Origin of the sequence: Streptomyces huasconensis, from assembly GCF_021028635.1 — a bacterium.
Classification (GTDB): domain Bacteria; phylum Actinomycetota; class Actinomycetes; order Streptomycetales; family Streptomycetaceae; genus Streptomyces; species Streptomyces huasconensis.
The window spans coordinates 5,684,638-5,697,027 of record NZ_CP086119.1; the positions used below are offsets into that span (position 1 = coordinate 5,684,638).

The following is a 12,390-nucleotide window of genomic DNA, read 5'->3' on the forward strand; positions in this document are numbered from 1 at the left end:
AACGGAACGGTGACATTGGCGGGGAGTCGGTGCCCGGGTCCGTGTGGTTATCTAGCGCTGGCGCGTGGCTGAAACGCGCAGGTGCACTGGGGTGCGGGCCTGGATTCAGGCCGTGCGAGGGGAGACACATCGTGAACGGGCGACCTATATCGGGGGCTTCGGTGGACGCGCGCGGGCGCGTGCGGCGAAGGGGCGCCAGAGGGCTGACGGCGGTACTGTCGGGAGCGGCATTGCTGGCGGTCGCGGCATGCGGCGGCGGCTCGGACGCGGGCGACGGCGGCAAGGACGAGGCGGACAAGAACGCCCCCTCGGTGGCCGTCGTGACGATAGCCCCCAAGGACGGGGCCAAGTCGGTGGCCACCAGCGGCGCCCTGAAGATATCCGCCGACAAGGGCAAGCTCGCCGAGGTCGAGGTCGAGGACAGCAAGGGCAACCCGGTCCCCGGCAAGATAACCGCCGGCGGCACCGGCTGGGCCCCCGCGCACCACCTCGCGGCGGCCACCACGTACAAGGTCCACGCGGTCGCCAAGGACTCCGAGGGCCGCGCGTCCGCCAAGGACACCACCTTCACCACCCTGACCCCGCAGAACACCTTCATCGGCCAGTTCACCCCGGAGGACGGCTCGAAGGTCGGCGTCGGGATGCCGTTCTCGGTGCGCTTCACCCGGGGCATCACCGACCCGGAGGCCGTCGAGAAGGCCATCCGGATCAAGACCGAACCGTCGGTGCCCGTCGAGGGCCACTGGTTCGGCAACGACCGCCTCGACTTCCGCCCGGAGAAGTACTGGAAGGCCGGCACCAAGGTCACCGTCAAGCTCAACCTCGACGGCGTCGAGGGCCGCCCCGGCGTCTACGGCAAGCAGTCCAAGACCCTGAAGTTCACCATCGGTCGCAGCCAGGTCTCCACCGTCGACGCCAAGACCCACCAGATGACGGTCGTCCGCGACGGCAAGCAGATCAAGAAGATCCCGATCACCGCGGGCGCGCCCGGCACGACCACCTACAACGGCCAGATGGTCATCAGCGAGAAGCTGCAGGTGACCCGGATGAACGGCGAGACCGTCGGCTTCGGCGGCGAGTACGACATCAAGGACGTCCCGCACGCCATGCGCCTGTCGACCTCCGGCACGTTCATCCACGGCAACTACTGGTCGGGCGGCGCCTTCGGCAACACCAACGCCAGCCACGGCTGCATAGGCCTGAGCGACGTGCGCGGCGGCTACAGCAAGAAGACGCCCGGCGGATGGTTCTTCAACAACTCGATGATCGGTGACGTCGTCGTGGTGAAGAACTCCGCGGACAAGAACATCCAGCCCGACAACGGCTTCAACGGCTGGAACATGCCGTGGGAGAAGTGGAAGGCCTGACGCCTGCCCGCGAGTGCTCCTCGCGGTGGAGTGACCCGGGGCCCGGCGCACTGTGGACCAGTGTGCCGGGCCCCTCTCCTCTTCCGCGTTAGCCCCCGTTAACCTGCTGCGCATGACTGCAACCCTCGAAGTCGCCGAAGGCGTCGGCACGATCCGCCTCGACCGCCCCCCGATGAACGCCCTGGACATCGCCACCCAGGACCGCCTCAAGGAACTCGCCGCCGAGGCCACGCGCCGCGACGACGTGCGCGCCGTCGTCCTCCACGGCGGCGAGAAGGTGTTCGCGGCCGGAGCGGACATCAAGGAGATGCAGGCCATGGACCACGCGGCCATGATCGCGCGCTCCGGGGCCCTCCAGGAGTCCTTCACCGCCGTGGCCCGCATCCCCAAGCCCGTCGTCGCCGCCGTCAACGGCTACGCCCTCGGCGGCGGCTGCGAGCTGGCGCTCTGCGCGGACTTCCGCATCGCCGCGGAGAACGCCAAGCTCGGCCAGCCCGAGATCCTGCTCGGCCTCATCCCCGGCGCGGGCGGCACCCAGCGCCTGGCCCGCCTGGTCGGCCCGGCCAAGGCCAAGGACCTCATCTTCACCGGGCGCCAGGTGAAGGCCCCCGAGGCGCTCGCCATCGGCCTGGTGGACCGCGTCGTGCCCGCCGCCGAGGTGTACGAGCAGGCGCACGCCTGGGCCGCACGCCTCGCGCGGGGCCCGGCCATCGCGCTGCGCGCCGCCAAGGAGTCCATCGACGCGGGCCTGGAGGCGGACCTCGACACGGGGCTGGCCATCGAGCGCACCTGGTTCGCAAGTCTGTTCGCCACCGAGGACCGGGAGCGGGGCATGCGCAGCTTCGTCGAGGAGGGCCCGGGCAAGGCGAAGTTCCTCTGAACTCCCGCCGTCCGTCCTCCAGTTGGGAGCCGTCAGCCGGGCCCGTCCCCCGAAGGGGCGGTTTACGGCAGGCTTAACGCAAGCTTAAGCGTGCTCCGCGCCTTCTGCCCTGCAAACGTCTGAGCGCGGAAGGAATCCGCAGGTCAGAAGCGTTTTTTCGGCGCTGATCTGCCCTTGGCATATGCCGGTGCCACCCCCCGGAATGGTTGGTTCCGGGGGGCTCATTCCGTCGGAACGGCCCCGGAGGGCCTTCCGGGCGGCCATGATGGGGGGCATGGCGGGGCTGGAGGGTTACGAACGCCCGCGGCGGCACGCGAGTGCGACCGCGGCACGCTGGTCGCCGGCGGTAGAGGACGAACACGCGCTGAAAGCGCTGGAGTTGTTCGGCAATCCGACGGAGGGGGAGGTGCCGCTGCCGTCGCGCCCGGAGTCCGCCGCCATCGCGCGCCGCCTCGCCCAGGTCGTCGTCCTGCGCACCTGGCGGCTCTCCCCGAAGCTCACCGAGGACGTGGTCCTGCTCGTCTCCGAGCTGGTCGGGAACGCCGTACGGCACACCGGCGCCCGCGTCTTCGGGCTGCGCATGGAGAGGCGGCGCGGCTGGATTCGCATCGAGGTCCGCGACCCCTCGCGGGGCCTGCCGTGTCTGATGCCGGTCCATGAGCTGGACCTGAGCGGCCGCGGCCTCTTCCTCGTCGACAAGCTCTCCGACCGGTGGGGCGTGGACCTGCTGCCGCGCGGCAAGACGACCTGGTTCGAGATGCGGGCCTGCGACCGCTGAGACGGGGGCGGGGGCGGGTACACGAAAGCCCCCGGCGGCCGCGGTCGGGCTCGGTGGGGGCTTTCGGGAAGCGCCGTGGACGTATGGGGTGTGTTCCACGGTGCCGTGACGACCTGGGCCCGGGTCAATGGGGGTCGTGTCCCCGACTATGGCAGACGGGCGTCATCGATCCAAAACTGCCTATCGGGTGATAGCGGGACAAACCATGACAGTTTAGAGGTGAATCCTTGGTGAGATGGGACACCTGCCTGGTAAACGCTGGTTAAGCGCACCCTGTGGCAGGCGATACGCAAGCGACCAGGAGCAGGGTCCGTCCCTCCGGCCCTCGACCCGCAAGGAGACTGAAGCGGGCAATCAGCATCTTTTCCCCGCTTACCCCATTAAATGGTCGCGTGATCGAGACCGACCGCCGCAGAGCCCTGCGCGCGGGCGCCGGCCTAGTCGCCGCGAGCGCGCTCACCGCCGGGTGCACCGCGACCGGCGGTGCCCCCGCCCGCGACCACCCGCCCGCGTCCGGGACGGCTCCCGGCCCGTCCACGGCCAAAGCCCCCCGCCCGGCCCCGGCGGCCGCCCCCGCCCCCCGCCGCTTCCCCGGCCGGCCCGTCCAGATCGCCCACGGCCCCCGCACCCGGCCCGAGGTCGCGCTCACCTTCCACGGCCACGGCGACCCCGCCATCGCGAAGGCCCTGCTCACCGAGGCGGAGCGAGCGGGCGCCCGCGTCACCGTGCTCGCCGTCGGCAGCTGGCTCGACGAACACCCCGCCCTCGCCCGCCGCGTCCTCGACGGCGGCCACGACCTCGGCAACCACACCCAGCGCCACCTCGACATCAACCACATGTCCGAGGCCGACGCCCACGCCGAGATCACCGGCTGCGCGGACCGGCTGCGCCGCCTCACCGGCTCCATCGGCACCTGGTTCCGCCCCTCGCGCACCCGCACGGCGACCCCCCTCGTCGAACGCCTCGCCCGCCGCGCCGGCTACCCGCACGTCCTCTCGTACGACGTCGACTCCCTCGACCACACCTCGCCGGGCGCCCCGGCCATCACCCGCACGATCGCCGCCGAGGTCCGGGCGGGATCGGTGGTGAGCCTGCACTTCGGGTACGCGGACACGGTCGCCGCGCTCCCCGACGTCCTGCAAGAACTGGAACGCCGCGGCCTGCACGCGGTGACGACCACGGAGCTGCTGACCTGATGCCCCCCACCAGACTCGACCTGACCACCCGCACCGCCGCGCTGCTCGCCGCGGGCGCGGTACTCGCCGCCCTCGCCGGCTGCGGCACCGACCAACGGGCCGACGAAGCCCTCGGCACCCGGGGCGCCCGCGAACCCGCCAAGCCCAAGACGGTTCCCGGCCTGCCCGGCATGCCGCCGGTCCTCGACCCCAAGGACGCCTACGCCGCCGACCGGCCGAACGCCCTGGCACCCGTGGCGAAGAAGTTCCTGTCGCGCGTCTACGTCCCCAACACCGAGTCCGACACCATCTCCGTCATCGACCCCAAGAAGTTCAAGGTGGTCAAGACCATCAAGGTCGGCGACCAGCCGCAGCACGTCGTCCCCTCCTGGGACATGAAGACCCTCTGGGTCAACAACGACCTCGGCGACACCCTCACCGCCATCAACCCGGTGACCGGCAAGACCGGCCGCACCGTCGAGGTCTCCGACCCGTACAACCTCTACTTCACGCCGAACGGCAAGTACGCCGTCGTCATGGCCTCCATGGACCGCGAACTCGTCTTCCGCGACCCCAAGACCATGAACCGCGTCAAGACGGTCCCCGTCAGCTGCGCCGGCGTCAACCACGCCGACTTCTCCATGGACGGCCGCTACTTCATCGTCTCCTGCGAGTTCTCCGGCGAACTCCTCAAGGTCGACACGGAGAAGATGCGCGTCGTCGGCCAGCAGAAGCTTCCCCTCAAGGGCGCCATGCCGCAGGACGTGAAGATGTCCCCCGACGGCAGGAAGTTCTACGTCGCCGACATGATGGCCCACGGCATGTGGGTCCTCGACGGGAAGAAGTTCACGAAGCCGAAGCTGCTGCGCACCGGCAAGGGCTGCCACGGCCTGTACGTCAGCCGCGACTCCAAGGAGATGTACATCTCCAACCGCGGCGAGGGCTCCATCTCCGTCTTCGACTTCCCGAAGAACAGGCTCACGAAGAAGTGGAAGCTCCCGCAGGGCGGCAGCCCCGACATGGGCGGCGTCTCGGCGGACGGCAACACGCTCTGGCTGTCCGGCCGTTACGACGACGAGGTGTACGCCGTCGACACCCGCACCGGCGTCCAGCTCGCCCGCATCCCCGTGGGCAGCGGCCCGCACGGCCTGGCCGTCTACCCGCAGCCCGGCCGGTACTCACTCGGACACACCGGCATCTTCCGTTGACGGAGTGACAGGTTGACGGATTGACGGTTGTAGGTTCGGTTGATGGTTCATCGATGCCAACACCGGGCACCAAATGGGCAGTTCGTAAACCCCCCCACGGTACTGCCCCTCCCGGAGGACGCCCATGCTGCGTGGCATCGATGTCAGTTCCTACCAGTCGACGTTCGACACCGACGGCCTTGCCTTCGTCATCATCAAGGCGACGGAGGGGCGTTCGTACGTCAACCCGAGACTCTCCGCCCAGACGAAGCTGGCCCGCGACGGCGGCTGCGTCGTCGGCTACTACCACTTCCTGTGGCCGGGGAACATCGCGGACCAGGCCAAGTACTTCGTGAGCAAGGCCCCCGAGAGGGCGGGGGACTTGCTCGCGGTGGACTGGGAGTGGACGGGGGATCACACGCGGGCGACCAACGGCGAGAAGGACCGCTTCATCCGCGAGGTGAAGCGGCTCCGTCCCGCTCACCGGGTGCTGCTCTATTGCAACCGCGACTTCTGGCTGACCCACGACTCGACCTCCTACGCGGGCGACGGCCTGTGGATCGCCGACTACGTGAGCGCGGGCAAGCCCCGCATCAAGGCGAAGTGGACGTTCCACCAGTACACGTCGACGCCACTGGACAAGAACGTCGCCCGCTTCGAGAGCGAGGCCGCGCTGCGGGAGTGGGCGGCGCCCTAGCCGGCCGTGTCAGGGGTCGGTGTCAGGCGCGCCACTCGGCCGTGCGTTCCGGGGAGGCCGCTTCGAGGGCCTTGCGGATCTCCTCGACGCCGCCCCGGTTGCCGTACACGGGTGTTCCGGGCTGCTGGCGCCAGGAGTTGTCCTGGCCGCCGTTGTCGACGGTGTCAAAGCCGAGTTCGTCGAGGAGTTCGCGTACGACCTTCTTGGCGGCCTCGTCGTCGCCGGACACCGGCAGGGCGACGCGGTCCGGGGCGCCCTTGGGGCGGGGCTTGTCGAGGATGTCATCGGCGTATGTGCCGTTGAAGGCCTTGATGACGGGGTGGCCGATCTGCCGTTCCGTCCAGCGGCTCTCGGGCAGGCCCTCCTCGATCTCGGCGATCCTGCCGTCGCGCTGCTGCGGGTAGTAGTTGCCGGTGTCGATGACGGCGACGTTCTCCGCCGCGCCGTCGAGGAAGCCGGCCGGCAGCGCGGGCACGGCCTTGAGCGGGATCGTCACGACGACGACCTGCGCGCCGCGCGCGGCCTCCTCGACGCGGACGGGCGTCGCGCCGGTCTCCTCGGCGAGGGCGGTCAGAGTGTGCGGGCCGCGCGAGTTGGCGACGGAGACGTCGTGGCCGAGGGCGGTGAGGCGACGGGTGAGGTTGCCGCCGATGTTGCCCGCGCCGATGATGCCGATCTTCATGACTGCTCCTCCGGTGGACCGCTGTGGTAACGGAGGTAACCTCCGGATTCGGCGGGCTATTCCGTGGCGGCGGCACGGCATCCGGAACAGCGCGCCGCTCGGCCCCCGCGCGCGCCGCTCAGTCCTCCTGCGCGAGCAGCAGCCGCAACGTCGCCTGCAGTTCGGCCTGCGCCACCCGCGCCGCCCCTTCCGCGTCCATCGACTCCACGGCACGCACCAGGTCCGCGTGCGCGGCGTCGCCGTGGTCCGCCTCCTCGCGGCGTACGTCGATGAGTTCGAGCAGGTCGATGAGGCCTTGCCGCAGCGCGGGCATGAACTCCGCGAACAGGTCGGTCAGCACGGGGTTGCGCGCCGCCGCCACGACCGCCGCGTGCAGGGCGATGTCGGCGTCGACGAACGCCGCGTCGCCCCCGGCCGCCGCGGCCCTGCGACCGTCCAGCGCGGCCCGCATCGCCGTGATGTCCTCGTCGGTGCGCCGCAGCGCCGCGAGCCGGGCCGCCTGCACCTCCACCAGCATCCGCACCTCGTACACGTCGGTGACCGCCGCCCGCCGCAGCCGGGCCGGCCAGTCCGCGACGGGTTCCGTGGCGACGACGAAGACGCCGGCGCCCTGCCGCGCCCGCACCAGCCCGGCCCCGGCGAGCGCGCGCAGGGCCTCCCGCAGGGTGGAGCGGCCCACGCCGAGCTCCTTGGCGAGCGTCGTCTCACCCGGCAGCTTCGTGCCGACGGGCCAGTGGCCGCCGGTGATCTGCTCGCGCAGCCGGGCGGCGGCCTGCTCGACGAGGGGGCTGGGGCGTACGGAGTCGAGGGGCATGGAGGGACCTTTTCCGGCGGGAGGAGTTGAGGGAGGGGGGAGTGGTTGTCGGAGGAGTAGTTGTCCGACGAGTACTTGTCCGACGAGTACTTGTCCGACGAGTACTTGTCTGAGGACCTGAGGTGTCGCTACTCTAGCGCCATGATCTTCCGCGGTCACCTCCTTCTCGGCTGCCGCGGCGGGGCCTGAAGCGACCGGCACCCCGCCGCGGGGTGCCGTGCTGCCGGTCAACCCGACCGAGCCCAGCCAGGAGCAGACCTCCCGTGATCCGGCCTCCCGCGCCCACACCGCCCACCACCGCGCCCACCTACGACTGGAACCCGCAGCGCCCCGGCCCCATGCCGTACCACCGCTACCGCCCCTACCAGGAGCGGGTGCACGTCCCCGTACCCGCCGATCAGCGGCGGAGTTGGCCGGAGGCGCGCATCGAGCGCGCGCCCCTGTGGGTGCCCGTCGATCTGCGCGACGGCAACCAGGCGCTCGCCGAGCCGATGGACACAGGCCGCAAGCGGCGGTTCTTCGATCTGCTCGTCTCGATGGGGTTCAAGGAGATCGAGGTCGGCTATCCGTCGGCCAGCAGGACCGACTTCGACTTCGTCCGCCACCTCGCACGGCACGCTGGCGGAAGCGGTGGCGGCGCCCTGCCCGACGACGTGACCGTCGTCGTCTTCACACCCGCCAAGCCCGAGCTGATCGACCGTACCTTCGAGTCGATCGAGGGGCTGCCGCGCGCCGTCGTCCACCTCTACATCCCCACCTCGCCCGTCTGGCGTGACGTGGTCCTCGGGCGGTCGCGCGCCGAGGTGTACGAGGTCGTGAAGGAGGCCGCGGCCCACATGGCGCGGCTCGCCGACGCACGGCCGGGCGCCGACATCCGCTTCCAGTTCGCGCCGGAGACCTTCAACCTCACCGAGCCCGACTTCGTCCTCGAAGTCTGCGACGGCCTGACCGAACTGTGGGACGCGAGCCCCGACCGGCCCGTGACGCACAACCTGCCGGCGACCGTCGAGATCGCCACCCCGAACGTGTACGCGGACCAGATCGAGTACATGCACCGCAATCTCGCCCGGCGCGACTCCGTCATCCTCTCCGTCCACCCGCACAACGACCGCGGCACCGGCGTCGCCTGCGCCGAACTCGCCGTCCTCGCCGGGGCCCAGCGCGTCGAGGGCTGCCTCTTCGGCAACGGCGAGCGCACCGGCAACGTCGACCTGGTCACCCTCGCCCTCAACCTCTACGCCCAGGGCGTCGACCCGATGATCGACTTCTCCGACATCGACTCCGTGCGCGAGGTCGTCGAGCACTGCAACCGCCTGCCCGTGCACCCCCGCCACCCCTACGCCGGTGACCTCGTCCACACCGCGTTCTCCGGCACCCACCAGGACGCCATCGGCAAGGGCTTCGCCCAGCACGCCCGGCGCGCGGCGGAGCTGGGGGTGCCGGAGCGCGAGGCGCCGTGGGACGTCCCGTATCTGCCCGTCGACCCCGCCGACATCGGCCGCACCTACGAGGCGGTCATCCGCGTCAACTCCCAGTCGGGCAAGGGCGGCATGGCGTACCTGCTCCGGACCCGGCACGGCCTCGACCTGCCGCAGGGCATGCGCCCGGACTTCTCGCGCGTGGTGCAGGAGGCCACCGACGACAGCGGTCAGGAGGCGACGGCGAAGGAGTTGTACGAGCTGTTCCGCGCGACGTACGTCGCGCCCGGGCAGGACGGCGAGGTCGCCCTCTGCGCCTGGACCACCGACCGCGCCCCGGACGGCGCGCACCGCTTCGTCTGCACCCTGCGCGTGGGGGAGCGGACCGGTGACTTCGAGGGGGCGGGCAACGGCCCGCTCTCCGCCTTCGCCGACGCGCTCGCCGCCGCGGGGATCGGCGTCGACATCCTCGACTACGCCGAGCACGCGGTGGGGGAGGGCGGCGGCAGCGAGGCCGCCGCGTACGCGCGGTGCCGGGTCGGCGACGTCGTCCGCTGGGGCGCGGGCCTGGACACCTCCGTGCTGACCGCGTCCGTACAGGCCGTCCTCGCCGCCGTGAACCGGGCGGGGGCGGCAGGATGACCCGCCGGACCCCGCCGGCCGCCGGGGCCGCGGAGGCGGGCCCGCCCGTCCTGCACGCCGACGCCGTCACCGTCGTCCGCGACGGCCGCACCATCCTCGACGACGTCACCCTCACCGTCCGCCCCGGAGAGCACTGGGCGCTGCTCGGCCCCAACGGCGCGGGCAAGTCGACCCTGCTCGGCCTCTGCGGCGCCGTCGCCCACCCCACGCGCGGCACGGTCGAGGTGCTCGGCCGCCGCCTGGGCAGCGTCGACCTGCGCGACCTGCGGGCGTACGTCGGTCATGTGAACCCGCGCCATCCGCTGCGCTCCCCGCTGCCGGTCCGTGACGTCGTCCTCACCGGGGTGACCAACAGCGTCGAACCGGTGCCCCGTTGGCGCCCGACGCCCGAGCAGGAGGAGCGGGCCGGCCGGCTGATCGCCCTGCTCGGCCTCGCGCACCGCGCCGACGCGCGCTGGCCGACGCTCTCCCAGGGCGAACGCGGCCGCACCCTGATCGCGCGTTCCCTGATGCCGAGCCCGCGCCTCGTCCTGCTCGACGAACCCGCCACCGGCCTGGACCTCGCCGGACGCGAACGCCTGCTCGACAGCCTGGACGCCCTGCGCGCGACCCACCCGGAGCTGGCCACGGTCCTGGTCACGCACCACCTGGAGGAACTGCCCGCCGGCACCACCCACGCCCTGCTCCTGCGCGACGGCGCCACGCTCGCCTCCGGCGCCGTGGACGACGTACTCACCGGCGACTGGATCAGCAAGTGCTTCGACCACCCCGTGCGCCTGGAGCGCACGGAGGGGCGCTGGAGCGTGCGTACGCACCGCTGAGCGGCAGAACGGAGGGGCCCGGCGCGATCCACGCGCCGGGTCCCTCCGCCACCCGTGAACGACTACTTGTTCAGGCTCGCCCAGAACTCGTCGAACGACAGCCGCTTGTCCGCGTCGCTGTCCTTCGTGCCGATGACGGCCTCGGCCACCGTCTCCGTCATGTAGAAGTCGCCCATCTTGGCCATGGCGCTCTTCCACTCGGCCGCCGTGATGAAGCCGTCGCCGTCCGCGTCGAACTGGTCGAACGTCTTGCGCGCTTCCTCGATGTCCGCCACCGGATCATCCACCCCTTCTTGGTGCACTACTGACGGGGGTCAGGGTATCCGCCGCCCCCCGCTGGGATCACAAGGAGTACACCCATGGCCATGGCCATGGCCTCTGCCGCAGGCGGAGTGATCCGCCGCGGCTCACGGCGCCGGCGCCCTCAGCACTCGATGATGTTCACCGCGAGGCCGCCCCGCGCCGTCTCCTTGTACTTGACGCTCATGTCGGCGCCCGTCTCCTTCATGGTCTTGATGACCTTGTCGAGGGAGACCTTGTGGGAGCCGTCGCCCCGCATCGCCATCTTCGCGGCGGTCACGGCCTTCACGGCCGCCATGCCGTTGCGCTCGATGCACGGGATCTGGACGAGGCCGCCGACCGGGTCGCAGGTCAGGCCGAGGTTGTGCTCCATGCCGATCTCCGCGGCGTTCTCGACCTGCTCCGGGGAGCCGCCGAGGACCTCGGCGAGCGCGCCCGCCGCCATCGAGCAGGCGGAGCCGACCTCGCCCTGGCAGCCGACCTCGGCGCCGGAGATCGAGGCGTTCTCCTTGAAGAGCATGCCGATGGCGCCCGCGGCGAGCAGGAAGCGGACCACGGCGTCGTCCTTCTCCTCCTGGGAGGCGCCGCCGGGCACGAAGTTCATGTAGTAGTGCAGGACGGCCGGGATGATGCCCGCGGCGCCGTTGGTCGGGGCGGTCACGACGCGGCCGCCCGCGGCGTTCTCCTCGTTCACGGCCATGGCGTAGAGGGTGATCCACTCCATGGCGCGGGCCTGCGGGTCGCCCTCGGCGCGCAGCTGGCGGGCCGAGTTCGCGGCGCGGCGGCGGACCTTGAGGCCGCCCGGCAGGATGCCCTCGCGGGACATGCCGCGCGCGACGCAGGCCTGCATGACGCGCCAGATGTCGAGGAGGCCCTCACGGATCTCCTCCTCCGTGCGCCAGGCCTTCTCGTTCTCCAGCATCAGCGCGGAGATGGACAGGCCGGTCTCCTGGGCGAGGCGCAGCAGCTCGTCACCGGTGCGGAAGGGGTACTTCAGCACGGTGTCGTCGGGCACGATCGGGTTCTCGCCCTCCGCGCCCTCCTGCTCCAGCACGGTCTCGTCGACGACGAAGCCGCCGCCCACCGAGTAGTACGTCTTCTCCAGGAGGAGGGCGCCCTCATGGTCGTACGCGAAGATCGTCATGCCGTTGGCGTGGTACGGCAGGGCCTTGCGGCGGTGCAGGATCAGGTCCGCGTCGAAGTCGAAGCCGATCTCGTGCATGCCGAGGAGGCTGAGGCGGCCGCTGCTCTTGATCGCCTCGACCCGGGCGTCGGCACTCTCCACGTTCACCGTGCGCGGCGACTCGCCCTCCAGGCCGAGCAGCACGGCCTTCGGGGTGCCGTGGCCGTGGCCGGTGGCGCCGAGCGAGCCGAACAGCTCGGCCCGTATGGCGGTGGTGTGGGCCATGAGGCCCTCGTTCTTGAGGCGGCTCGCGAACATGCGGGCCGCGCGCATCGGACCGACCGTGTGGGAGCTGGACGGGCCGATGCCGATCGAGAACAGGTCGAAGACCGAGATGGCCACGGGGAGACTCCAAAGACGAAAAGATCAAGAGGCGGACGTGGTGCGGGGCACCCTGCTCACTGTCCAGTGTGCGGGGTGCCCCGACCTTTCGTACGTACGAACAA

12 protein-coding genes are annotated in these 12,390 nt (G+C 71.0%); 8 read left to right on the forward strand and 4 right to left on the reverse strand.

Features of this window, described 5'->3' with window-relative positions:
- Positions 1-131: 131 nt before the first annotated feature.
- The 6 genes from J2N69_RS25960 (at position 132) to J2N69_RS25985 (ending at position 6,084) form a co-directional block, all read left to right on the forward strand.
- Positions 132-1,367: a L,D-transpeptidase gene (locus J2N69_RS25960; protein WP_230902878.1), complete on the forward strand. Its 1,236-nt coding sequence runs from the start codon at positions 132-134 to the stop codon at positions 1,365-1,367.
- Positions 1,368-1,479: 112 nt separating this feature from the next.
- Complete coding sequence (locus tag J2N69_RS25965) at positions 1,480-2,247, forward strand: enoyl-CoA hydratase/isomerase family protein (RefSeq protein ID WP_230902879.1); 768 nt, start codon at positions 1,480-1,482, stop codon at positions 2,245-2,247.
- A 274-nt stretch (positions 2,248-2,521) separates the two neighbouring features.
- On the forward strand, positions 2,522-3,025 hold the full coding sequence (locus J2N69_RS25970) for an ATP-binding protein (protein ID WP_230902880.1): 504 nt from the start codon (positions 2,522-2,524) through the stop codon (positions 3,023-3,025).
- Between the two features lie 392 nt (positions 3,026-3,417).
- Complete coding sequence (locus tag J2N69_RS25975; RefSeq protein WP_230902881.1) at positions 3,418-4,221, forward strand: polysaccharide deacetylase family protein; 804 nt, start codon at positions 3,418-3,420, stop codon at positions 4,219-4,221.
- Entirely contained in the window at positions 4,221-5,408 is a 1,188-nt protein-coding gene (locus tag J2N69_RS25980) for a YncE family protein (RefSeq protein WP_230902882.1), read from the forward strand. Before J2N69_RS25975 ends, J2N69_RS25980 begins: the two co-directional genes overlap by 1 nt.
- 124 nt (positions 5,409-5,532) lie before the next feature.
- On the forward strand, positions 5,533-6,084 hold the full coding sequence (locus J2N69_RS25985; protein WP_230902883.1) for a glycoside hydrolase family 25 protein: 552 nt from the start codon (positions 5,533-5,535) through the stop codon (positions 6,082-6,084).
- Between the two features lie 22 nt (positions 6,085-6,106).
- On the opposite strand, the gene J2N69_RS25990 is transcribed toward J2N69_RS25985, so the two are convergent.
- On the reverse strand, positions 6,107-6,766 hold the full coding sequence (locus J2N69_RS25990) for an NADPH-dependent F420 reductase (RefSeq protein ID WP_230902884.1): 660 nt from the start codon (positions 6,764-6,766) through the stop codon (positions 6,107-6,109).
- 118 nt (positions 6,767-6,884) lie between these two features.
- Positions 6,885-7,580: a FadR/GntR family transcriptional regulator gene (locus tag J2N69_RS25995; protein WP_230902885.1), complete on the reverse strand. Its 696-nt coding sequence runs from the start codon at positions 7,578-7,580 to the stop codon at positions 6,885-6,887.
- 338 nt (positions 7,581-7,918) lie between these two features.
- Between J2N69_RS25995 and leuA the strand changes: the two genes are divergently transcribed.
- Positions 7,919-9,640, forward strand: a complete 1,722-nt coding sequence (gene leuA, locus J2N69_RS26000) for a 2-isopropylmalate synthase (protein ID WP_230904873.1) — start codon at positions 7,919-7,921, stop codon at positions 9,638-9,640.
- On the forward strand, positions 9,637-10,461 hold the full coding sequence (locus J2N69_RS26005; RefSeq protein ID WP_230902886.1) for an ABC transporter ATP-binding protein: 825 nt from the start codon (positions 9,637-9,639) through the stop codon (positions 10,459-10,461). The genes leuA and J2N69_RS26005 overlap by 4 nt, the downstream gene beginning before the upstream one ends.
- 62 nt (positions 10,462-10,523) lie before the next feature.
- On the opposite strand, the gene J2N69_RS26010 is transcribed toward J2N69_RS26005, so the two are convergent.
- Both J2N69_RS26010 and J2N69_RS26015 read right to left on the reverse strand, forming a co-directional pair.
- Positions 10,524-10,736, reverse strand: coding sequence for an EF-hand domain-containing protein (locus tag J2N69_RS26010; protein ID WP_127909582.1), 213 nt, complete (start codon positions 10,734-10,736; stop codon positions 10,524-10,526).
- Between the two features lie 149 nt (positions 10,737-10,885).
- The gene (locus tag J2N69_RS26015) at positions 10,886-12,286 is read right to left on the reverse strand and encodes an L-serine ammonia-lyase (protein WP_230902887.1); all 1,401 of its coding nucleotides are present in this window, start codon (positions 12,284-12,286) and stop codon (positions 10,886-10,888) included.
- Positions 12,287-12,390 lie beyond the last annotated feature (104 nt).

Coding starts and splice junctions, on each gene's coding strand:
- J2N69_RS25965 (WP_230902879.1), top strand. CDS start 1,480: ATGACTGCAACCCTCGAAGTCGCCGAAGGCGTCGGCACGATCCGCCTC.
- J2N69_RS25970 (WP_230902880.1), top strand. CDS start 2,522: ATGGCGGGGCTGGAGGGTTACGAACGCCCGCGGCGGCACGCGAGTGCG.
- J2N69_RS25980 (WP_230902882.1), top strand. CDS start 4,221: ATGCCCCCCACCAGACTCGACCTGACCACCCGCACCGCCGCGCTGCTC.
- J2N69_RS25985 (WP_230902883.1), top strand. CDS start 5,533: ATGCTGCGTGGCATCGATGTCAGTTCCTACCAGTCGACGTTCGACACC.
- J2N69_RS25990 (WP_230902884.1), bottom strand. CDS start 6,766: ATGAAGATCGGCATCATCGGCGCGGGCAACATCGGCGGCAACCTCACC.
- J2N69_RS25995 (WP_230902885.1), bottom strand. CDS start 7,580: ATGCCCCTCGACTCCGTACGCCCCAGCCCCCTCGTCGAGCAGGCCGCC.
- leuA (WP_230904873.1), top strand. CDS start 7,919: ATGCCGTACCACCGCTACCGCCCCTACCAGGAGCGGGTGCACGTCCCC.
- J2N69_RS26005 (WP_230902886.1), top strand. CDS start 9,637: ATGACCCGCCGGACCCCGCCGGCCGCCGGGGCCGCGGAGGCGGGCCCG.